General features: G+C 74.4%; 22 protein-coding genes. 14 read left to right on the forward strand and 8 right to left on the reverse strand.

Annotated elements, in window-relative coordinates:
- Positions 1 to 91 precede the first annotated feature (91 nt).
- Positions 92 to 991, reverse strand: coding sequence for an A/G-specific adenine glycosylase (locus ACTMSW_RS14180; protein WP_441181071.1), 900 nt, complete (start codon positions 989 to 991; stop codon positions 92 to 94).
- 96 nt (positions 992 to 1,087) lie between these two features.
- Here ACTMSW_RS14180 and ACTMSW_RS14185 point away from each other — a divergent pair, with 96 nt between their 5' ends.
- From ACTMSW_RS14185 to ACTMSW_RS14195, 3 genes are all read left to right on the forward strand, one after another.
- A complete protein-coding gene (locus ACTMSW_RS14185) occupies positions 1,088 to 1,600 on the forward strand; it encodes a glycine cleavage system protein R (RefSeq protein WP_357035936.1) in 513 nt (170 codons plus the stop codon).
- Positions 1,597 to 2,181 carry a peptide deformylase gene (locus ACTMSW_RS14190; protein WP_441181072.1) on the forward strand — a complete coding sequence of 195 codons (585 nt, stop codon included), beginning with the start codon at positions 1,597 to 1,599 and terminating at the stop codon, positions 2,179 to 2,181. The genes ACTMSW_RS14185 and ACTMSW_RS14190 overlap by 4 nt, the downstream gene beginning before the upstream one ends.
- Positions 2,182 to 2,297: 116 nt before the next feature.
- Entirely contained in the window at positions 2,298 to 3,014 is a 717-nt protein-coding gene (locus ACTMSW_RS14195) for a hypothetical protein (protein ID WP_441181073.1), read from the forward strand.
- Between the two features lie 46 nt (positions 3,015 to 3,060).
- On the opposite strand, the gene disA is transcribed toward ACTMSW_RS14195, so the two are convergent.
- The 4 genes from disA to ACTMSW_RS14215 all read right to left on the reverse strand — a co-directional run bounded on the left by disA (position 3,061) and on the right by ACTMSW_RS14215 (position 7,694).
- Positions 3,061 to 4,245 (reverse strand): DNA integrity scanning diadenylate cyclase DisA, encoded by a 1,185-nt coding sequence (gene disA, locus ACTMSW_RS14200; protein WP_441181074.1) that lies wholly within the window; start codon positions 4,243 to 4,245, stop codon positions 3,061 to 3,063.
- A gap of 142 nt (positions 4,246 to 4,387) precedes the next feature.
- A complete protein-coding gene (gene radA / locus ACTMSW_RS14205) occupies positions 4,388 to 5,836 on the reverse strand; it encodes a DNA repair protein RadA (protein WP_441181075.1) in 1,449 nt (482 codons plus the stop codon).
- A 92-nt stretch (positions 5,837 to 5,928) separates the two neighbouring features.
- Entirely contained in the window at positions 5,929 to 6,693 is a 765-nt protein-coding gene (locus tag ACTMSW_RS14210; protein WP_441181076.1) for a hypothetical protein, read from the reverse strand.
- 137 nt (positions 6,694 to 6,830) lie between these two features.
- Positions 6,831 to 7,694, reverse strand: a complete 864-nt coding sequence (locus ACTMSW_RS14215; protein WP_441181077.1) for a UbiA family prenyltransferase — start codon at positions 7,692 to 7,694, stop codon at positions 6,831 to 6,833.
- A gap of 46 nt (positions 7,695 to 7,740) precedes the next feature.
- Here ACTMSW_RS14215 and ACTMSW_RS14220 point away from each other — a divergent pair, with 46 nt between their 5' ends.
- The 4 genes from ACTMSW_RS14220 to ACTMSW_RS14235 are packed head-to-tail and all read left to right on the forward strand — an operon-like array spanning position 7,741 to position 11,416.
- Entirely contained in the window at positions 7,741 to 8,481 is a 741-nt protein-coding gene (locus tag ACTMSW_RS14220) for a methyltransferase domain-containing protein (RefSeq protein WP_441181078.1), read from the forward strand.
- 43 nt (positions 8,482 to 8,524) lie between these two features.
- Positions 8,525 to 9,694 (forward strand): acyl-CoA dehydrogenase family protein, encoded by a 1,170-nt coding sequence (locus ACTMSW_RS14225; RefSeq protein WP_441181079.1) that lies wholly within the window; start codon positions 8,525 to 8,527, stop codon positions 9,692 to 9,694.
- A 34-nt stretch (positions 9,695 to 9,728) separates the two neighbouring features.
- Positions 9,729 to 10,778, forward strand: a complete 1,050-nt coding sequence (locus tag ACTMSW_RS14230; RefSeq protein ID WP_441181080.1) for a type III polyketide synthase — start codon at positions 9,729 to 9,731, stop codon at positions 10,776 to 10,778.
- Between the two features lie 38 nt (positions 10,779 to 10,816).
- Complete coding sequence (locus tag ACTMSW_RS14235; protein ID WP_441181081.1) at positions 10,817 to 11,416, forward strand: hypothetical protein; 600 nt, start codon at positions 10,817 to 10,819, stop codon at positions 11,414 to 11,416.
- Between the two features lie 26 nt (positions 11,417 to 11,442).
- On the opposite strand, the gene ACTMSW_RS14240 is transcribed toward ACTMSW_RS14235, so the two are convergent.
- Positions 11,443 to 12,171 carry a TlpA family protein disulfide reductase gene (locus ACTMSW_RS14240; RefSeq protein WP_441181082.1) on the reverse strand — a complete coding sequence of 243 codons (729 nt, stop codon included), beginning with the start codon at positions 12,169 to 12,171 and terminating at the stop codon, positions 11,443 to 11,445.
- Between the two features lie 326 nt (positions 12,172 to 12,497).
- Here ACTMSW_RS14240 and ACTMSW_RS14245 point away from each other — a divergent pair, with 326 nt between their 5' ends.
- Genes ACTMSW_RS14245 through ispF form a run of 3 tightly spaced genes read left to right on the forward strand, consistent with a single transcriptional unit; the run spans position 12,498 to position 14,232 of the window.
- Positions 12,498 to 12,983: a CarD family transcriptional regulator gene (locus ACTMSW_RS14245; RefSeq protein ID WP_013288937.1), complete on the forward strand. Its 486-nt coding sequence runs from the start codon at positions 12,498 to 12,500 to the stop codon at positions 12,981 to 12,983.
- 54 nt (positions 12,984 to 13,037) lie between these two features.
- Complete coding sequence (gene ispD / locus ACTMSW_RS14250; RefSeq protein ID WP_441181083.1) at positions 13,038 to 13,733, forward strand: 2-C-methyl-D-erythritol 4-phosphate cytidylyltransferase; 696 nt, start codon at positions 13,038 to 13,040, stop codon at positions 13,731 to 13,733.
- A gap of 16 nt (positions 13,734 to 13,749) precedes the next feature.
- The gene (gene ispF, locus ACTMSW_RS14255; protein WP_441181084.1) at positions 13,750 to 14,232 is read left to right on the forward strand and encodes a 2-C-methyl-D-erythritol 2,4-cyclodiphosphate synthase; all 483 of its coding nucleotides are present in this window, start codon (positions 13,750 to 13,752) and stop codon (positions 14,230 to 14,232) included.
- 43 nt (positions 14,233 to 14,275) lie between these two features.
- Here ispF and ACTMSW_RS14260 read toward each other — a convergent pair whose 3' ends face one another.
- On the reverse strand, positions 14,276 to 14,791 hold the full coding sequence (locus ACTMSW_RS14260) for a hypothetical protein (RefSeq protein WP_441181085.1): 516 nt from the start codon (positions 14,789 to 14,791) through the stop codon (positions 14,276 to 14,278).
- Between the two features lie 183 nt (positions 14,792 to 14,974).
- On the opposite strand from ACTMSW_RS14260, the gene ACTMSW_RS14265 reads away from it, so the two are divergent.
- Positions 14,975 to 16,306 (forward strand): BTAD domain-containing putative transcriptional regulator, encoded by a 1,332-nt coding sequence (locus ACTMSW_RS14265; RefSeq protein WP_441181086.1) that lies wholly within the window; start codon positions 14,975 to 14,977, stop codon positions 16,304 to 16,306.
- Positions 16,307 to 16,387: 81 nt separating this feature from the next.
- On the forward strand, positions 16,388 to 17,413 hold the full coding sequence (locus ACTMSW_RS14270; RefSeq protein WP_441181087.1) for a tetratricopeptide repeat protein: 1,026 nt from the start codon (positions 16,388 to 16,390) through the stop codon (positions 17,411 to 17,413).
- A gap of 9 nt (positions 17,414 to 17,422) precedes the next feature.
- On the opposite strand, the gene ACTMSW_RS14275 is transcribed toward ACTMSW_RS14270, so the two are convergent.
- A complete protein-coding gene (locus ACTMSW_RS14275) occupies positions 17,423 to 18,589 on the reverse strand; it encodes a homogentisate 1,2-dioxygenase (RefSeq protein WP_441181088.1) in 1,167 nt (388 codons plus the stop codon).
- Positions 18,590 to 18,685: 96 nt separating this feature from the next.
- On the opposite strand from ACTMSW_RS14275, the gene ACTMSW_RS14280 reads away from it, so the two are divergent.
- A complete protein-coding gene (locus ACTMSW_RS14280; RefSeq protein WP_441181089.1) occupies positions 18,686 to 19,543 on the forward strand; it encodes a hypothetical protein in 858 nt (285 codons plus the stop codon).
- Positions 19,540 to 20,739 (forward strand): fumarylacetoacetase, encoded by a 1,200-nt coding sequence (fahA, locus tag ACTMSW_RS14285; protein ID WP_441181090.1) that lies wholly within the window; start codon positions 19,540 to 19,542, stop codon positions 20,737 to 20,739. The genes ACTMSW_RS14280 and fahA overlap by 4 nt, the downstream gene beginning before the upstream one ends.
- Positions 20,740 to 20,754: the final 15 nt, after the last annotated feature.

Raw genomic sequence — 20,754 nt, forward strand, 5'->3', positions numbered from 1 at the left:
GGATCGCCACCCGCGGCTACATCTCCTGACACACCCGCAAGAACAGGGCCGGCCCCCACCCGGGGGCCGGCCCTTCCCCGTACGCGGAAGGTCAGCGGACAGGCAGGGGCGGTCCGTCCCCGACCAGGCGGTACGACGCCTCCCCGACCGGCTCCACCAGGCCGTCGGTCACCAGCCCCGCCAGTGCCCGGGACCGTTGCACGTCGTCGGACCACACCTGGTCGAGGCGCTGCCGGGGAACCGGGGTGACCGACTCCCGGAGGACGCCGAGCAGCAGTCCGCGTACCTGGCGGTCGGTGCCGGCGTACCGCTGAGGGCGGCGGGTCGGCCCCGTGGGCGCGGCCTGTCCGGACGCCCGCCAGGCGCAGGTCGACTCGACCGGGCAACTGTCGCAGCGTGGTGCGCGGGCGGTGCAGACGATGGCGCCGAGTTCCATGAAGGCCGCACTGGCCAGTGCGGCGGCAGCCGGCTCGATCGGGAGCAGTTCCTCGGTGGCGACCAGGTCGGCGGGGCGGGTGGTGGGGCCGGCGTCGGGCTCGCCGGCGACCGCCCGGCAGACCACCCGGCGTACGTTCGTGTCGACGACGGGGTGCCGCTGGCCGTACGCGAAGGCGGCCACCGCGCGCGCGGTGTACGTGCCGACGCCGGGGAGTGCCAGCAACTGGTCCAGTCGGTCGGGCACCTGCCCGCCGTGCCGCTCGACGATCGCCACCGCGCACTCGCGCAGGCGTACCGCCCGGCGGGGGTAGCCCAGCCGTCCCCACATGCGGATCGCCTCGGCCGGGCTGTCGGCGGCCAGCGCGGCCGGATCGGGCCAGCGGGCCAGCCACGCCTGCCAGGCCGGTAGCACCCGGACGACGGGGGTCTGCTGGAGCATCACCTCGCTGACGAGGATCGCCCAGGGGCTCACTCCGGGTCCCCGCCAGGGCAGGTCGCGGGCGTTCTCCTCGTACCACCGGCTGACCAGGGTGGCGAAAGTCGGTTCAGTCATCGCGTCGCCGATGATGTCACGCCGTACCGTCCCGCTGTCTGGGCGACCCGGGCGGGGCGAGGCGGCGCCGGCGGGCGGGTCGGGGAGAATGCCCGGATGAACGAGCTCGCGATCACCGTCATCGGCCGGGACCGGCCGGGCATCGTGGCCGACGTCGCCGAGGTGCTCGCCCGGCTCGGCGCGAACCTCACCGACAGCACCATGACGCGGCTGCGGGGGCACTTCGCGATGACCCTGATCTGCGTGGGTCCGGCGGCCGCCGAGGTCGAGGCCGCCCTGGCCCCGCTCGCCGCGGACGGCCAACTGCTGGCCACCGTACGCGCGGTCACCCCGGACGGTGAGACCACGCCGGCGGGGGAGCCGTACGTGATGGCGGTGCACGGCGCCGACCGGATGGGCATCGTCGCGGCGATGACCCGGGTGCTGGCCGACGCGGGTGGCAACGTGACGGACCTGAGCACCCGGCTGGCCGGCTCCCTGTACGTGGTGGTGGCCGAGGTGGAGCTGCCGTCCGGTGCCGCCGACGCGCTCGCCGGCAGGCTGGCGACGGCCGCCGCCGACCTGGGCGTCGAGGTGACGCTGCGCCCCGCCGACCCGGATCTGCTGTGACCGGGGAGGAGCGCGCGCCGGACGCCGAGGCGTACGCCGGCCTCGGCGGCTGGACCCCGGAGGCGCTGAGCGTGCCGGGTGAGGTGCGGGCGGTGGTCTCCGCGCCCGCTCCGGTGCTGAGTCGCGCCGGTGGGGAGGTGGATCCGACCGCCGAGGAGACCGTACGCCTGGCGGCGGACCTGGTCGCCACCATGCGGGTGTCGCCCGGCTGCGTGGGTCTGGCCGCGCCGCAGATCGGTGTGGGCGCGCAGGTCTTCGCGGTCGACGTGACCGGCCATCCCAAGGCGGTCACGGTGCACGGCACGTTCGTGCTGTGCAACGCCCGGGTGGTCGAGGCGTCGCGTTGGAAGGCGGGCCGGGAGGGGTGCATGTCGGTGCCGGACCTGACCGGTGACGTGAAGCGTGCCAGCCGGCTGGTCGTGGAGGGCGCGCTGCCGGGCACCGGGAAGGCGGTCCGGCTGGTGACCGACGGATTCGAGGCGCGGGCCCTCCAGCACGAGATCGACCACTGCGCCGGCCTGCTCTTCCTGGACCGGGTGGCCGGGGCGCACGCCGTCTACCAGCGCAAGGTCTACCTCTGAGCGGTGCCCTGCCGCCAACGTACCGTCCAATGTGGAGAAGGTGACCAGGTGCGGTGCCGATGGTTCGGCGCGTCGCGGCGGCGCGCTGCGCGGCGCGCGGCTACGGTGGGGGCATCATGCGTCTGACGGTCGGCCCCCTTTCACCCGCCGTGTACTGGCGGCGACGCGCCGTCGTACTCGGAGCGGGGCTTCTCTTCCTGATTGTCCTGCTCAACTCCTGCCTGGGATCGGACCGGAAACCCGGCACGTCCGGCGCCGCGCAGCCCACCTCGGGTGCGGCGACGCCGGGCGCGACACCGCAGGCGACGGAGACGGTGACGCCGCAGACCGGCGCGCCGTCGTCCGGCGCTTCGGGGGATCCGGCACCGTCGACGGGTGGCCCCGCGAGCGAAGCTCCGCCGGTCGCACCGGTGGCTCCGGTCGTGGACGACGGCACCTGCACGGACACCGAGATCACCGTCACCGCGCGGGCGCTGCCCGCCTCGGTGGTCCGGAACGCGACCGTCGACCTGCAACTGAGGATCAAGAACCGGTCCGAGCGTACGTGCAGCCGGGACGTCGGGGCCGCCGTGCAGGAGTTGTTCATCAAGTCGGGCGCGGAGACGATCTGGTCCTCCGACAAGTGCGGCACCGGCACCAGCACCGGCTCGGACGTGCAGTCCTTCACGCCCGGCCTCGAGCGCTCCTACCAGCTCGGCTGGAACGGCCGGGAGAGCACGCGGTGCGCCGACGGCGTGGCCGCCGGACCCAACCCGCCGCCCGGCACGTACCAGGTCTTCGCCCGGGTGGGCACCAAGCTCAGCGAGCCGGTGAAGATCACCGTCACCGGCTGATCCGCGAGCGCTGCGGGCGGGCGGAACGGCGACAGGCGGGGCACCGTCAGACGTAGCGCTCCAGGATGGACGCCTCGGCGAGCCGGGACAGCCCCTCCCGTACGCCCCGGGCCCGGGCGTCGCCGACGCCCTCGACGGCCTGGAGGTCCTCGACGGTGGCGCCGAGCAGCCGCTGCAGGCTGCCGAAGTGCACGACGAGCCGATCCACCACCGTTACCGGCAGCCGGGGCACCTTGGCCAGCAGCCGGAAGCCCCGGGGGCTCACCGCCGCGTCGAGGGCGTCGGAGGCGGCCGGGTAGCCGATGGCCTTGGCGACGGACACCAGGTCGATCAGCTCCGTGGCGCCGAGCAGGTCGAGCTCGACCAGGGCCTCGTCGAGGGTGCGGGACTTGCGCCCGCTGGGGAGGTAGTCCCGGATGACCAGGGTGCGGTCGGCGTCGACGCCGGCCATCAGCTCGTCGAGCTGGAGCGCCAGCAGGCGGCCGTCAGTGCCCAGCTCCACCACGTAGCCGGCGATCTCGTCGGCGATGCGCCGGACCATCTCCAGCCGCTGCACCACCGCGACGGCGTCGCGAACGGTGACCAGGTCCTCGATCTCCAGCGCGGAAAGTGTGCCGGACACCTCGTCGAGGCGCAGCTTGTACCGCTCCAGCGTGGCGAGGGCCTGGTTGGCGCGGGACAGGATGGCCGCCGAGTCGTCCAGCACGTGCCGCTGGCCGTTGACGTAGAGGCTGATGATCCGCATCGACTGGCTGACCGAGATGACCGGGTAGCCGGTCTGTCGGGCGACCCGCTCGGCGGTGCGGTGCCGGGTGCCGGACTCCTCCGTGGGGATGCTCGGGTCGGGCATCAGGTGCACGGCGGCACGGACGATGCGGGTGCCGTCGCTGGAGAGGACCACGGCGCCGTCCATCTTGCAGAGCTCACGGACGCGGGTGGCGGAGAACTCCACGTCGAGCGGGAAGCCGCCGGTGCAGAGCCCTTCGACGACCTTGTCGTAGCCGAGGACGATCAGCGCGCCCGTCCGGCCGCGCAGGATCCGCTCCAGGCCGTCGCGCAGGGCGGTGCCGGGAGCCATCAGCGCCAGGTTGGCCCGCAGCGGGTCGCCCGCCCCGCCGGCGGTGCCCCCGGTGACGGTCACGCTGATCGTGCGGGCGGGCGAGCCCACGGCGCCGGTGCGGGCGTGGGGCGTCGCGCCGGCAGGCTTGGTGGTATCGCGGTCGATCGGCACGTCGACAGTCTACGGACTGCCCTGCGGTGGGTGCTGTCGCGGTTACTGTGATGTGTCACTATGCCGGCTCCGGACTCGACCGCGACGCCTGACCGGCCTGTCCGGTATCGCCCGCCCGGTCCCGTCGGAATGCCACGGACGGTCACTCCGCCGACGCGCGGGCGACCGCCTGGAGCGCGGCGCGCACGTCGGTGACCTCGATCACCCGCATCTGTCCCGGGCCCGCCCCGGTGCTCTCCGGGCCGCAGCCGGGTGGTACGAGGGCCAGCCGGAAGCCCAGCCGGGCGGCCTCGGCCAGCCGCCGGGGCACCGCGCCCACCCGCCGCACCTCGCCGGTGAGCCCCACCTCGCCGATGGCCACCAGGTGGGGCGCGATGGCCAGGTTGAGCCCGCCGGAGGCGACCGCCAGGGCGACGGCCAGGTCGGCCGCCGGCTCCACCACCCGGATGCCACCCACCGTCGCCGCGAAGACCTCCCGGTCGTGCAGGGTGAGCCGCTCGGTGCGTCGTTGCAGCACCGCGAGCACCATCGCCAGGCGGGCCGAGTCGAGGCCGGACACCGTACGGCGGGGTGAGCCGGCGACCGTGGCGCCGATCAGCGCCTGGACCTCGGTCACCAGTGCCCGCCGTCCCTCCATCGCGACCGTCACGCAGGTGCCCGGCACCGGCTCGGAGTAGCGGGTCAGGAAGAGCCCGGAGGGGTCGGCGAGGCTGCTGATGCCGCCCTCGTGCATCTCGAAGCAGCCGACCTCGTCGGCGGCGCCGAACCGGTTCTTGACGCCGCGCACCAGCCGCAGCGAGGAGTGTTTGTCGCCCTCGAAGTGCAGGACCACGTCGACCAGGTGCTCCAGCACCCGGGGGCCGGCGACCTGGCCGTCCTTGGTGACGTGGCCGACCAGCACGGTGGCGACGCCGCGCTCCTTGGCGACCGAGACCAGGGCGGCGGTGACCGCGCGGACCTGGGTCACCCCGCCCGGCACGCCCTCGGTGCCGGTGGTGGAGATCGTCTGCACCGAGTCGAGCACGAGCAGGCCGGGCTTCACCGCGTCGAGGTGGCCGAGCACGGCCGCGAGGTCGCTCTCGGCGGCCAGGTAGAGCTGGTCGTGCAGGGTGCCCATCCGCTCGGCGCGCAGCCGGACCTGGCTGACCGACTCCTCACCGCTGACCACCAGCGAGGGGCTGCCGGCCCCGGCCGCCCACTGCTGTGCCACGTCGAGGAGCAGGGTGGACTTGCCCACCCCCGGCTCGCCGGCGAGCAGCACCACCGCGCCGGGGACCAGACCGCCGCCGAGCACCCGGTCGAGCTCGCTGACCCCGGTGGGGCGGGCCCGGGCGGGGGCGGCGCTGATGGTGGCGATCGGGCGGGCCGGCTCAGCCGGCATCCGGGAGCTGACCACCCGGCCGGAGACCGTCGGGCCGGTCACCGTGCACTCGACCACCGAGCCCCACTCGCCGCACTCCGGGCAGCGTCCCACCCACTTGGGCGGCTGGTGGCCGCAGGCGTCGCACTCGTAGGCGGGGCGGGGCTCGCGCGCGGCGGCACGGCCACGCCCGGCGCCGGCGCGCGGGGAGGTCGATCGGGAGGTGGTCACACCGGGACGTTAGCCCCCGCGTACGACGAAAACACCGCCGGCGTGGTGGTCACCACGCCGGCGGTGCCGGGTCGTACGCGAAGGGGTGGCGGTCAGTGGCCGCCGCCCTCGCCCTCCTGCCCGCCGCCCTCGTAGCCGCCCTCGCGCTCGATGATCGGCGAGGGGGGAGCGGCGGGGGTGAGCGGCACGGCCACCGGCGCGGGGCCGGTGACGGTGACGCCGTTGCCGAAGTCGAAGGTCAGGAAGACGTTCTGGCCCGAGCGCAGCGACTCGTTCAGCCCGATCAGCTGGAGCGTCTGCTGGCCCTCGGTGTTGAGCTGCACGTAGCTCAGCGGCGGGATCTCGATGCGCGCGGGCTGTCCGGCCGGCGCCGCCGGTGCGGCCGGGCTCTCGGTGGCCGACGGCGTGGCGCTCGGGCTGGCCGTCGGCGACGCCGACCCGGACGGCGAGGCGCTGGCGGCGGCGGTCTCGGACGGGCTGTCCGACGGCGACTGGTTCGGCGAGGCCGAGGGGATGGCCGAGGCGGACGGCGCGCCACCGGCGATGACGACCTCGCGGGCGCTCTCGGTGGTCACGGTGACCGTGACCGGGTTCTCGGAGTCGTTGTAGATCACGGCGTTGAGGGTGGCGTTGGCGCCCGCCTTGTAGCCGTCGACGCCCGGGAACTCGACCAGCAGGCCGCGGACGACGTAGTCGCCGTTGGCCGCGGACAGGTTCACGCCCTGGACCGACGGCTCCTTGTTGGCGGTCTCGGCGACCTGGCCGGTGCCGCACCCGGACAGCAGCAGCCCGGTGGTCACCGCCATCCCGGACAGCAGCAGGGCCGCCCGCCGGGAACCCCTGATCGAGCGCGTCACGTCGGTCCTCCTCGTCACGATCCACCCGGTCGTACGCCGGGCCCCGTGGCCCTGCCCGCGCAGACCGCGTTCCAGGGTAGTTGGGCCTGATCCACGCGTGCACGCCGACCCGGGGATGCCACCTGCCGGTGTGGCCGTCAGACCACCCGACCGCTCGTGACCAGCAGGACGACGTCGATGAGGGCCACCAGGATGACGGCCCGGAAGGCGGCCACCTGGCGGGCGCCGGCCCGGGCGGCGGCGCGTCCGGCGTACCAGCTCACCGGCGGCACCACGACGGCGGTCGCGACCGCGGCGAGACCGACGGTCGACGGCGGCCCCGGCGGCCCGAGGACCAGGATGGCGGTCGCCGCGAGCAGCAGCACGCCGGCCGCCACCCGGCTGCCGGCCGGTCCGAGCCGGTGCGGCAGCCCGCGCACCCCGGTCCGGGCGTCGTCAGCCAGGTCGGGCAGCACGTTGGCGAAGTGCGCGCCGGCACCGAGGAGGGCGCCGGCGCCGACCAGCCAGGCGGGCGGGGCCGGCGCGCCCGGCAGGGCCAGCACGATGAAGGCGGGCAGGGCTCCGAAGGAGATTGCGTACGGCAGCACCGAGAACGGGGTGGACTTCAGCGGCCAGTCGTAGAGCAGCGCGGAGACCAGGGCGAGGGTGACCCAGAAGGCCGCGACGGGGTTGGTGGTGAGGGCCAGCACCGGGGTGGCCAGCGCGGCCACCGCCGCCGCGACGGCCGTGCCGCGCCGCCCGACCGCGCCGGTGGCGACGGGTTTGTCGGTACGCCCCACCGCGGCGTCCCGGTCGGCGTCGAGCGCGTCGTTGGTCCAGCCGACGGCGAGTTGGCTCGCGGCGACGGTCAGCACCACCGCGCCGACGCCGGCCGGTCGGTGCCCCACCCCCCAGGCGAGCAGCCCGGAGACGGCGGTGACCGCGGCGCCCGGCTCCGGATGGCTCGCCCGGAGCAGTCCCAGCGTCCTCGCCCTGAACTGCCCTAGCACCGTTGACGACATGAGGAAAGTCTGGTCGTTGGGGGGTAGTCGTGTCACGCTCGGATCCATGCGAGACGCGGGCCGTACCCTGCCGCGCAACGATCCGCGCCAGTACGACGACCTGGCCGGCGAGTGGTGGCGTCCGGACGGCGCGTTCGCGATGCTGCACTGGTTGGCGGAGGCCCGCGCTGCCCTGGTGCCACCGGCGGCGCGTCCCGACGCCCTCCTGGTCGACCTCGGTTGCGGTGCCGGCCTGCTCGCCCCTCATCTGGCCGGCAAGGGCTACCGCCACGTGGGTGTGGACCTGACCCGGTCGGCCCTGCGTCAGGCCGCCGCGCACGGCGTCACCGTGGTCAACGCGGACGCCACCGCCGTCCCGCTCGCGGACGGCTGCGCCGACGTGGTGGCGGCCGGTGAACTGCTGGAGCACGTGCCCGACTGGCGACTGGCGGTGGCCGAGGCGTGTCGCCTGCTCCGCCCCGGCGGCCTGCTCGTCGTCGACACCCTCAACGACACCGCGCTGAGCCGACTGCTGGCCGTACGGGTCGCCGAGCGGCTGCCCACCGTGCCCCGGGGGATCCACGATCCACGGTTGTTCGTGGACGCCCGCGCGCTCGTCGCGGAGGCCCGCGGGCACGGCGTGGACCTACGACTGCGCGGCATCCGGCCGGCTGTGGGGGGCCTGCTCGCCTGGCTGGTCCGGCGGGCGCGCGGCGCTGAGGGTGGGACGGGCGGTCCGGCTCCCCGGATCGTGCCGACCTGGTCGACCGCCGTTCTCTACCAGGGTCGGGGGGTCCGAAAGGGATAGCGGGGTCGGCCCGGGGGTATGGGTACGCGCAAGAGGGGGTTGGATGACGCTGCACGCGCTGGAGGCGGCCCGCCGGTTGGCGCCGCGACTCGCCGCCCGGGCTGCCGGGCACGACCGGGACGGCTCGTTTCCGGTGGAGGACTTCCACGACCTGCGGGAGGCCGGGCTGTTCGGCCTGATGGTCCCTCGTGAGCTGGGTGGGGCGGGCGCGACCTTCGCCGAGTACGCGGCGGTCGCCACCGAGCTGGCCCGGGGAAACGGCGCGACCGCGCTGGTGTTCAACATGCACGCCTCGGTCACCGGTGCCCTCGGCGCGGTCACCGAGGAACTGGCCGAGGCGCTCGGCGTGCCGGACGAGGCGCTGGTCGCCCGGGACCGGCTGCTCCGCGCCGCGGCCCAGGGCTCCTGGTACGCGGTGGCGATGAGCGAGCGCGGCGCGGGCGCCCGACTCTCCCAGCTGAGCACGGTCTACGAGCCGGTCGAGGGCGGCTGGCGCATCAAGGGCAGCAAGACGTTCTGCTCCGGCGCGGGTCACGCGGACGGTTACCTGGTGGCCGCCCGCAGTGCCGCCGACCCGGCGGTGGTGTCCCAGTTCCTGGTGCCGGCCGGGCCGGAGGGCCTGACCGTCGAGCCCACCTGGGACGCGCTGGGCATGCGCGCGACCTCCTCGCACGACCTGCACCTGGACGTCACCGTGCCGGCCGACCGGCTGCTCGGCGGCGTGGAGGGGCTGGCCCTGGTGGTGGCGCAGCTGATGCCGCACTGGCTGGTGGCGAGCTATGCCGCCGTCTACGTCGGGGTGGCGCGCGCGGCGGTCGACGCGGCCGCCGAACACCTCAACGCCCGTAACCTCGCCGGCCTCCCGGCGGTCCGGGCCCGCCTCGGTCGCGCCGACGCGGCGGTCGCCGCGGCCGAGCTCGTGGTCGCCGAGGCGGCCCGGCGGGTCGACGAGGCGCCGGGGGACGCGGAGACGAACCGCTGGGTGTGGCGGGCCAAGCTCCTCGCCGGCACCACGGCGGCGGAGGTCGCCGCGTCCATGCTGGAGGCGGCGGGCACGTCGGCGACGCGACGCGGCCATCCGCTGGAGCGGCTCTACCGGGACGCGCGCTGCGGCTCGCTGCACCCGGCGACGTCCGACGTCTGCGCCGACTGGTTGGGCATCGCCGTCCTCGGCGGCGACCCGGACCGCGACGGATCGGCTCCCCGATGGTGAGGCCCCCGGCGACGGGCGGAGAGAGGCGGGCGACGTGGCCGTACCGGTGATCGCGGGGCTGGGGACGGCGCACCCGCCGTCCGCCCGGCAGGACGAACTGTGGGAGGGCTTCTTCTCGAAGCACTTCTCCGGCACCACCCGCGCGCTGGCCCAGCGGATCTTCGCCAACTCCGGCGTCACCCGCCGCCAGGCGGCCGTCAACCCCCTCCTGGAGGACGTGTCCGACTGGCCGACCGAGCGGCGGATGCGCCGCTACCAGGTGGAGGCGCTGCCGCTGGGCAAGGAGGCGGTGGGCCGGGCGCTCACCGCGGCCGGGCTGGCCGCCGGCGACATCGGGCTGTTCGTGGTGTGCTCCTGCACCGGGTACGCCACCCCCGGGCTGGACATCCTGCTCGCCCGCGACCTGGGCATGGCCCCGGGCACGCAGCGCATGTTCGTCGGTCACATGGGCTGTTACGCCGCTCTGCCGGGGCTGGGCGCCGCGAGCGACTTCGTGACCGCCCGGGGTCGACCCGCGCTGCTGCTCTGCGCGGAGCTGACCAGCCTGCACATCCAGCCCTCCACCGCGCGGGTCGACACGCAGCAGATCGTCTCCCACGCCCTGTTCTCCGACGCGGCCGTCGCCGCCGTGGTCGTGCCGGGCGGCCGGGGGTACGCGCTCCGCGAGGTCACCTCGGTCACCGACACGTCCACGGCCGACCACATGACCTGGGACGTCACCGACACCGGCTTCCGGATGGGCCTGTCGCCGAAGGTGCCGCAGGTGCTCTCCGGTCACGTCCGGGGCCTCGTCGAGGACCTGCTGACCCGGCACGGCGGCTCGGTGCCCGAGGTGGACGGTTGGGCGGTACACCCCGGCGGGCCGCGCATCCTCAACGTGGTGGAGCGGGAGCTGGCCCTGCCCCCCGAGGGGTTGGCGGCGTCCCGGGCCACCCTGGACGAGCACGGGAACTGTTCGTCGCCCACGGTGCTGCTGATCCTCGACCGTCTGCTCCGGGACCCCGCACCGCCGCGGCGGGTGGTGATGCTGGCGTTCGGGCCCGGGCTGACGCTCTACGCCGCACTGCTCGACCGGCAGGACTGAGCGGGCGGTTCCCGCCACCGTCCGGTTACCCTCGGCGCATGGACGCGGTGGACCGGCCGGTGGACGGCCCGGACGTGTCCGTCACCGGTCCGCGGCCGGGCGCGGCCGTGCTCACCGTCGCCACGCTGCTCGTGCTGGCCGCCGGCGGTTGGTGGTGGCGGGTGAACGAGCCGCCGACCGGCCCGGTGGTGGGAACGCCGTCGACGGCGACGACGGATCGGCCTGCCGAGAGTCCGCCCTTCACGGTCGACGTGGACTCCGGCATCGCCTACCGGACCGACCCGGACACCGGCCGGGTGACCCTCGTCGTGCCGCCGGACACCGATGGCACGACGCTGCACAGCTTCCCCGACACGGTGTGGCGGGAGCGGTCGGTGCTCACCCCGGCCGAGGGGATCGTCCGGCAGGCCCGGGCCGAGGCGGGCGAACGCCATCTGCTCCAGTTCCGCTGCACCGGTCCCGGTGAGCTGCTCGTGGTGGTGGACGGCGCGCGGGCGGCCGACCCGTTCACCGCCGGGTGCAACGGATCGACCACGTCGACCGAGGTGACCGGGGCCGGCGGTCCGTTCCAGGTCTCGCTGTCCGCCGCGGGCGCCGAGCCGCTCACGGTGGAGGCGCAGCTCGTCCTCCTGCCCTGAACGCCCGGCGGTGGCCGCGTCGGGGATCAGCCGGCCAGGCGGCTCAGGTCGGCGCGGTAGTCCTCGGCGGAGCGGATCTCGGGCACCACCTTCACCACCAGACCGTCCCGGTCGACCAGGACCGCCGTGGCGACACCGGGTCGGGCCGGGAGCTGGAGGAAGCCACGCAGGCCGCCGGCGGGGTCGGCGAGGGCCCGTACGTCCGCCCGGGACGGTCGCGCCGGGACGCGTACGGCCGGGTCGGTGTCGACGGTCACGACGGTGACGCCGTCCGGAGCGGCGACCGCGGCGTCGGCCAGCTCCTTCGCGCAGGCACAGCCGTCGACGAGGACGATGAGCGCGGGGAGCAGGCCGCGTAGCGGCACCGGGGAGCGGGTCTCGTCGACCAGGTCGAGGGCGGGCAGCGGCCGGCCGGTCAGGTCGGCGGGCGGCGCGTACGGGGCGGCGTTCGGTGGGGCGGCCCCGGTGCGGGCCGAGCGGGGCCAGGTGACGGCGATCAGGCCGGCGATCGTGGTCAGCAGGGCCACCAACAGGATCAGCACGGGCAGGGCCAGCGGGGAGCGGGCCCACGCCGAGCGGGTCGGCAGCCGTCGCGGCGCCACCGGCGGGCTCTCGGCCTGGGCCCGCGCGAGCAGCTCGCGACGGATCTCGTCGGCCTCGGCGGCCAGCGCGGAGGCGTCGTCGGGCACGATCACCCGCCCCCACTCGGGAGGCAGGTCCGGCAGGCCGGGGCCGTCTGCGTCGGGTTTGCCCATCGGACCCCCAGGACCGTCTCGGCGAGCGGACAGCGGCTCCCTCCAGCGTCCCGCACGGGGCCTCCTCCCGCTACACCTGGGCGTGTTCCCGTGCAGCGGGATACCATGGGGTGAGCGCATCGCCCTTGATCTCGACGTTCGGTCTCACTCGTACCGGGACGTCACCTGCACGTCACAGAGCGTGTTCGAACCTTCCGTTTGGCCGCCTGTCAAGCTGAAGAAATACCTCTCACAGGGCCCCTGAGCTGCGCCAACGGTCAGGACAGCGGTGAGACATCGGTGCCTGAGCGTGTTACCCTAGACACAGCGAAAGGGGTTTCGAACCTATGGTTTTCAGTGTCGGCGAGACCGTTGTTTACCCCCACCACGGGGCCGCACTCATCGAGGCAATCGAGACTCGGGTCATCAAGGGCGAGCCCAGGGAGTACCTCGTCCTGAGGGTCGCGCAGGGTGATCTGACTGTCCGGGTGCCCGCTGAGAACGCCGAGATCGTGGGTGTGCGTGAGGTGGTCGGCGAAGAGGGCCTCGGCAAGGTCTTCGACGTCCTCCGGGCTCCGCACACCGAGGAGCCGACCAACTGGTCGCGGCGTTACAAGGCGAATCTGGAGAAGCTGGCCTCCGGTAACCCGCTGAAGGTGGCCGAGGTCGTCCGCGACCTGTGGCGTCGGGAGCGGGAGCGGGGCCTGTCCGCGGGCGAGAAGCGCATGCTCGCCAAGGCCCGTGACATTCTCGTCGGCGAGGTCGCGCTGGCGGAGAAGAGCACCAAGGACGAGGCGGAGACGCTGCTCGACAAGGTCCTCACCGAGGCCTGATCCGCACAGCATCGTCGTACCCGATTCGTAGCGAACAAACCCGAGGACCGCGACGTGACCGCGCAGCTCAATCCGCGCGGTGACGTCGCGGTCCTCGTGCCTGCGGCGGGTGCCGGCGTACGACTGGGTCCCGGCCGTCCCAAGGCACTGCGGCTGCTGGCCGGCGAGCCGCTGCTCGTGCACGCGGTCCGACGGCTCGCCGCCGCCAGCTCGGTGCACACGATCGTGGTGGCCGCACCGGCCGCCGAGCTGGACGCCGTCCGCGAGCTGCTGGCGCCGGTCGCCCCGGTGACGGTGGTTGCCGGCGGCGCGGAGCGCCAGGCGTCCGTCGCCGCCGCCCTCGACGCCGTGCCGGCGGGCCCCGACATCGTCCTCGTGCACGACGCCGCCCGTGCGCTGACCCCGCCCGACCTCGTCGAGGCGGTCGCCGCGGCGGTGCGCGCCGGCCACGACGCCGTGATCCCGGTGCTGCCGGTGGTCGACACCGTCAAGGAGGTCGACGCCGACGAGGTGGTCCTCGGCACCGTCGACCGGTCCGCGCTGCGGGCGGTGCAGACACCGCAGGGCTTCCGGCGCACCGTGCTCACCACCGCGCACGCCGCCGCGTCCGACCCGCTCACCGACGACGCCGGCCTGGTCGAGAAGCTGGGCGTCGCCGTGCGCTGTGTCCCCGGCTCGGAGTACGCGCTGAAGGTCACCCGTCCGTTCGACCTCGCGCTGGCCGAGCACCTGCTGGCCGCCGGCGCGTGACGCGTACCCTCTGGTCGTGATCGTTCCCCGGGTGGCCATCGGCACCGACGTGCACGCCTTCGAAGCCGGCCGGCCGTGCCAGGTGGCCGGCCTGCACTGGCCCGACCAGGACGGCCTGGCCGGGCACTCGGACGCCGACGTGGCCGCGCACGCCGCCTGCAACGCCCTGCTCTCGGCCGCCGGCCTGGGTGACCTGGGGGCGAACTTCGGGGTGGGTCAGCCGGAGTGGGCCGGCGCCTCGGGCGTCGCCCTGCTGGCCGAGAGCGCCCGCCGGGTGCGCGCCGCCGGCTACGCGATCGGCAACGTGTCGGTCCAGGTGGTCGGCAACCGACCGAAGATCGGCCCGCGCCGGGAGGAGGCCCAGCGGGTGCTCTCCGACGCGGTCGGCGCTCCGGTCACCGTCTCTGCCGCCACCACCGACGGCCTCGGCTTCACCGGCCGCGGCGAGGGGTTGGCCGGCATCGCGGTGGCCCTGGTGTACGAGGCGCCGGCCGCCTGACCCCGCGCCCGCTCTACGCGGACGCGGGGCCGTTTGCGGCCGGTCAGTCGACGTCCGTGCAGACGTTGTGGGTGGTGCCGCGCACCATCGTGATGGTCTTGTCGTAGGTCGGGGTGAACTCGACGACGAACTGTCCGTCGACGATCCACAGGCCGCGCGGCAGCGAGCCGGCGTTCTCCCGAAAGCCGAGCAGCACCGGGCCGGTCACGTACCAGGTCATCGAGCCGTCCCGGGCGTACTCGACCAGGGAGGTGCCGCTCGCGTCGGCCGTGGAGGTGGCCCCGGTCTCCAGGTTCGTCACCCGGTTGATCAGGTCACCGGTGTACAGCTCACGTCGTGGGGTGCCGTCCGGATAGGTGTCCAGCACCAGCTTGCGGACCTCGTCCACGATCGGCTGGACGCGTACGGCGAAGTCGCACCTCGCCCCCGCGGGCAGCTCGAACGCCTCCTGGGGCGCCGGCACCCAACCACCGGTCGCCGACGCGGACGCGGCGCTCGGCACGGTCGCGGCAAGGACGATCGCCGCCAGCGCCGTTGCGATGCTCCTCTTCCAACGCATGATCACTCCAACTGGTTCGGTGAGCGGACCGGACCAGGATCGCCAGCCGCGCTCACCACGTCCTCACCGTGCGCGTCCGGCGGAGCGGGCCGCACGCCCGCTGACCACGCCGTCGCCGGGGCGGCTCACCATCGGCTGACCGGCCCGACAACCGTCGGCGGGGTCCAGGTGGTCCCCACAAGCATGGAATTCCGACTGCTCGGCCCGTTCGAGGCGCGTCACGACGGCCACCCCATCGAACTTGGCAGCCGTCGTCAGGAGCGGTGCCTTCTTGGCGTCCTGCTGCTGGAGGCGGGGCGGCTGGTCAGCACCGACCGGCTCATCGACCTGCTCTGGAACGACCGCCCGCCGGCCTCGGCCCGCAGTGTCGTCCACACGTACGTCGGTCGGCTCCGCGGGTCGTTGGCGCCGTACGCGGTCGAGATCACCACCCGCGGGGACGGCTATCTCGTCGAGGTTCACGGGCACCGGGTCGACGTCGCGGAGTTCCGCGAGCTCGCGCACCGGGCCGGGGACACGACGGACCCGGCCGAGCGGGTACGGCTGCTGGACCGGGCGTTGGCGCTCTGGCGGGGTCCGCTGCTCGCCGACACGGCCGACGAGGAGTTGCGGGAGAGGCTGCACGGCCCGGTCGAGGAGCTCCGGCTGGCCCGGCTGGCGTTGGGACAGCACGCCCGGGCGATCGGCGAGCTGACCCCGCTGGTCGACCGGCACCGGACCCGGGAGCAACTGGTGTCCGTCCTGATGACCGCCCTGCACCGGGGCGGGCGTCAGGCTGACGCGCTACGGCTCTACCGGAGCACCCGGCAGGCGCTCGTGGACGACCTCGGCGTCGAACCGGGGACGAGGCTGCGGGAGGTGCACCGGTGGATCCTCCGCGACGACCGCCGGCTCGACCGGCCCGGGCGGCCGGTGTACGAGGTACGGGTTCGCGACGAGGCCCTGCCGTGGAGCGTCGGCGGCCACCCGGCGCTGGAGTTCTGCAACACCTTCGCCGGGTGGGGACACGAGCCGCCGCTGCCCGGCTCCGAGTGGCTGCGCGGGTACCGGACCCTGGCGGTCTGGAGCGGCCACGTCGGGCTGACCGACGAGGTGGCGGTCGGTCGACTGCTGGAGCTGGCGCGGCGGAATCCGGGCGAGGCCGACCGCGTCCTGGAGCAGGCCCGTGCGCTGCGTGCCCGGCTCTACGCCTGCCTGACCGATCCGGGCGACCGACGGGCCTTCGACGACGTGGCCCGGCACGCCGAGGCCGCCGCGAAGGCGCTGGTGTTCCGGCGCGACTCCGGCGGCGGCGGCCGGTGGTGGCCGGACCTGGCGGCGGGGCTCCGACTGCCCGTGCACGCCGCCGCGTGGAGCGCCGCCCAGCTGCTGACGGATCCCCGTCGCCGCACCGTCCGGGCGTGCCCGGACGAGCGGTGCGGCTGGCTGTTCCTCGACGACGACGCGATGCGGCGCTGGTGCAGCCTCGCCACCTGCGGCCGGCCGCCCGCCGGCGCGCCGTGCCGGAGCGCCTGACCGGCCGCTGCGAATCCGGTTCGGCGCCGGTGGGGAGACGCTGCTCGGCAACCCGGGCGGAGGCCGGCTAGGCTCGCCGCGATGTCCAGTGACCCCACCTCCGACCGGTCCGCCGCCGACGGTTACGTCGAGCGGGCCCTCCTCCTGGCCGAGCTGGGCCGGTACGACGAGGCCGCGGCCGAGCTGGGCTACGCGGTCGCCCTCGAACCCGGCAACGCGCAGGCCCTGACCGCGCTGTCCCGGGTGCACCTCGCGGCCGGCCGCCCGGCCGAGGCCCTGAGCGCGGCCGACGCCGCCGTCGCCGTCGCACCGGACGCGATCCCGCCGCTGGTCGCGCGGGCGCTGGCCCTCGCCGACCAGGAGGAGTACGCCGAGGCGGCCCGAACCGCCGACCGGATCCTGGCGCTCGGGCCGGACGACGCGTACGCCCAGCGGAGCGCCGCGGCGATCCTCGCCGGCTCGCGCAACGGCCAGCCGGCGCTGAACGCGGCCTGGCGCGGGGTGGAACTGGCTCCCGAGGAACCGCAGGCGCACCTGGTGCTGGGTCTGGTGGCGGCGAACATGCAGCTGTTCGACCTGGCCGAGCGGGCCTACCGGGAGGCGCTGCGCCTGGACCCGCAGCTGGCCGAGGCGCGGCACGACATCGGTGTGCTGCGGCTGGAGCAGCGGCGCTGGAGCGAGGCGCTGGAACACCTCGCCGAGGCCGCCGCGATCAGCCCGGGCCGCGTGGACTCGGGGCGGACCATCTCGGCCGGCGTCCGCCAGTTCGTGATCTACGGGGCCGGCTGGTCCCTGATCACCACCGTGCTGATCGCGTGCCTCGCTCCGGGCAGCGGAGGGCTGTCGCGGTTCGCCGCGTTCGTCGCGGCGCTCGGCGGGGCGCTGGTGGTGTGGCGGCAGGCCGCGAAGCTGCCCGGCCTGGCCCGTACGGTGCTGCCCGGCCTGCTCCGCTCGGACCGGAGCCTGGCCCTGGCGGTGTACGCGGCGGCAGCCGCACCGGCCTTCATCCTGCTCTACGCGCTGGTCGGCACCCCGTGGCCGCTGGTCCTGGCGATCGTCGCCGCCGCTCTGGCCGAGATCACCGTCTTCTCCCGCCGCCTCGCCTGAGCCGCCCGGTCAGGGGCGGCGGGCCCAGGTCCAGGCGTACGCGTCGTCCTCGCACGCGGTGGCCGCGTCGCACAGGTCCAGCGGGCGGAACGTGTCGACCATGACGGCCAGCTCGTCGAAGAAGTCGGCCCCGATGGACCGCTCGGCCGCGCCCGGCTGGGGACCGTGCGTGAACCCGGACGGGTGCAGCGAGATCGAGCCCTGCTCGATGCCGGAGCCGCGCCGCGCCTCGTAGTTGCCGCCGGTGTAGAAGAGCATCTCGTCGGAGTCGACGTTGTGGTGGTTGTACGGCACCGGGATGGCGTCCGGGTGGTAGTCCACCTTGCGCGGCACGAACGAGCAGATCACGAAGTTCGGGCCCTGGAAGGTCTGGTGCACGGGCGGCGGCTGGTGGATCCGGCCGGTGATCGGTTCGAAGTCGTGGATGGAGAACGCCCACGGGTACATGTGCCCGTCCCAGCCGACCACGTCGAACGGGTGGTTGGCGTAGACATACCGCGTCCAACCGCGCCGGTGCCGGACCAGCACCTCGACGTCGGTCCCGTCGACCAGCAGCGGCGCGTCCGGTCCCCGGACGTCCCGCTCGCAGTACGGCGCGTGTTCCAGGAACTGTCCGCGCACGGAGAGGTAGCGCTTGGGCGGGCCGATGTGCCCGTTCGCCTCGATGGCGAGGAGCCGCACCGGGGAGTCACCGGTCGGGACGAGCCGGTGGATCGTCGACGTCGGGATGACCACGTAGTCACCGGCCACCGCGTCGAGCACGCCGAACGTGGACTCGACCCGCAGGGTCCCCGACTCGACGTACAGGCAGTGGTCGCCGGTGGCGTCCCGGAAGAGGGGGGACGGCCGGTCGGCCACCACGTACGCGATGCGGACGTCGTCGTTGGCGAGCAGGTGACGCCGGCCGAGGACGGGGTCGGCTCCGCTGGCGTCGAGCTTGTGGGTGCGCAGGTGGCGGGGCTTGAGCGGCAGGTTCGGCGTACGGGTGACAGCCGGCGGGGTGAACTCCTCGGCGGCCATGATCGCGGTCGGCGCGTACCGGTGGTAGAGCAGGGAGGAGTCGGACGAGAAGCCCTCCTGACCCATCAGCTCCTCGGCGTAGAGGCTGCCGTCGGGCTGCCGGAACTGGGTGTGGCGTTTGCGCGGCACCTCGCCGACGCTGCGGTAGTACGGCATGCTCGCCTCCCGGGGTCGTCCCTGCCTCGACCGGATGGCGTCCGATATTCGGACGCTGTTGTCCGTTCCTTGTAGCGTCCCGTACATTCTTGTGTCGTGTCAACGCAGGTGCCCGCACTGCTCCACGGCCTGGTCGACGACGCCGCCGTCTTCCCGCCCGGCAGCTCGCCGCTGCCCGAGGCCGTCGTCGCGCACCGCGCCCACCGCGCCTCCTGGTACGCCGACCTGGTCGGTCCGCTCCTGGTGCCCGCCTCCGCGGTCGTCGCGGGCGACCTGGGCAAGCTGGTCGACCCCGGCTTCGTCGTCGGCCTGATCGGCGACACCGGCATCGAGGGGCTACCCGCCGCGCTGTCCCTGCTCGCCGGGGACGGGATCGTCGTCCGGCAGGTCGAGGTGGCGGTCGCCAAGCGCGGCGAGGACCCGCAGGCCGGCCTCGCCCACCTGCTGACGCTCGCCCGGTCGTGGCACCTCGACGTCTACGCCGAGATACCGCTGACCTTCGGGCTGTCGGGCGCGCTGGACACCGTGGCCGAGGCGCGGGCCGCCGGGCTGCCGGTCGCCGCGAAGTTCCGGACCGGCGGGCTGGCCGCCGAACTCTTCCCGACGCCGGCGGAGCTGGCCAACGTGATCTCCGCCTGCCGCGACCGTGCGGTGCCCTTCAAGCTCACCGCCGGCCTGCACCACGCGGTGCGCCACCTGGACCCGGTGACCGGCTTCACCCACCACGGCTTCGCCAACGTGCTCGCCGCCGCACTCGCCGCGGCCGAGGGCGCCGGGGTGGCACGCGTCGCCGAACTGCTCACCGCCACCGATCCGCGACCGCTGCTCCAGGCCGTCGAGGGGCGGGCCGACACGGCGCGTCCACTGTGGGTGGGCTTCGGCTCGTGCAGCATTCTGGAACCACTGACCGATCTGATCCGGCTTGGGCTGGTGAACGGGGGCTTTACGGCATGAGCTGGGTGACGGGTGCCGACGGTTCGGCGTACGGGGTGGCCAACCTGCCGTACGGGGTGTTCCGCCGGCCGGCGGAGGAACCCCGCGTCGGCGTACGCGTCTCCGATTTCGTGCTGGACCTCGGCGGCGCGGAGGCCGCCGGGCTGGTCCTCGCCGCCGGGGCGCTCGGCCGGCCCTCGCTCAACGACTTCATGGCCCTCGGCCGGCCACAGTGGACGGCGGTCCGGCAGCGGGTGACCGAGCTGCTCACCGACGACGCCCACCGGGCCGACGTGGAGCCGCTGCTGGTGCCGCTGGAGCAGGTGGAGCTGCTGCTTCCGTTCGAGGTGGCGGACTACGTCGACTTCTACTCGTCGGAGCACCACGCGTCCAACGTCGGCCAGATCTTCCGGCCGGGCCAGCCGCCGCTGCTGCCCAACTGGAAGCACCTGCCGATCGGCTACCACGGACGCGCCGGCACCGTCGTGGTCTCCGGCACGCCGGTGGTGCGGCCGACCGGCCAGCGGGCCACCCCGCAGGGCCCGGTCTCCGGCCCGTCGGTACGCCTCGACATCGAGGCCGAGGTCGGCTTCGTGGTCGGTGTGCCGAGCCCGCTGGGCAGTCGCGTCCCGGTCGACGACTTCGCCGACCACGTCTTCGGCGTGGTGCTCGTCAACGACTGGTCCGCCCGGGACATCCAGGCGTGGGAGTACCAGCCGCTCGGCCCGTTCCTGGGCAAGTCCTTCGCCACGTCGGTCTCCGCCTGGGTGACTCCGCTCGACGCCCTGGGCGCCGCCTTCGTGCCGGCACCGGACCAGGACCCGCCGGTCGCCAACTACCTGTCCGACGTGCCCCACCTGGGGCTGGACCTGACCCTCGCGGTGGAGTGGAACGGCGAGCGGGTCGCCGAGCCGCCCTTCGCCACCATGTACTGGACGCCCGCCCAGCAGTTGGCCCACCTCACCGTCAACGGCGCCTCGCTGCGTACCGGCGACCTGTACGCCTCCGGCACCGTCTCCGGCCCGGAACGCGGGCAGGTCGGCTCGTTCCTGGAACTCACCTGGGGCGGCACCGAGCCGGTGAAGCTCTCCGACGGTGCCACCCGCACGTTCCTTGAGGACGGCGACACCGTCACCATCACCGCCACCGCGCCCGGCCCGGACGGCACCACCATCGCCCTCGGCGAGGTGTCGGGCACGATCCTGCCGGCGCGCTGACCCGGTCGCACAGGA

Origin of the sequence: Micromonospora sp. BQ11 (assembly GCF_052068135.1) — a bacterium.
Taxonomy (GTDB): Bacteria; Actinomycetota; Actinomycetes; order Mycobacteriales; family Micromonosporaceae; genus Micromonospora.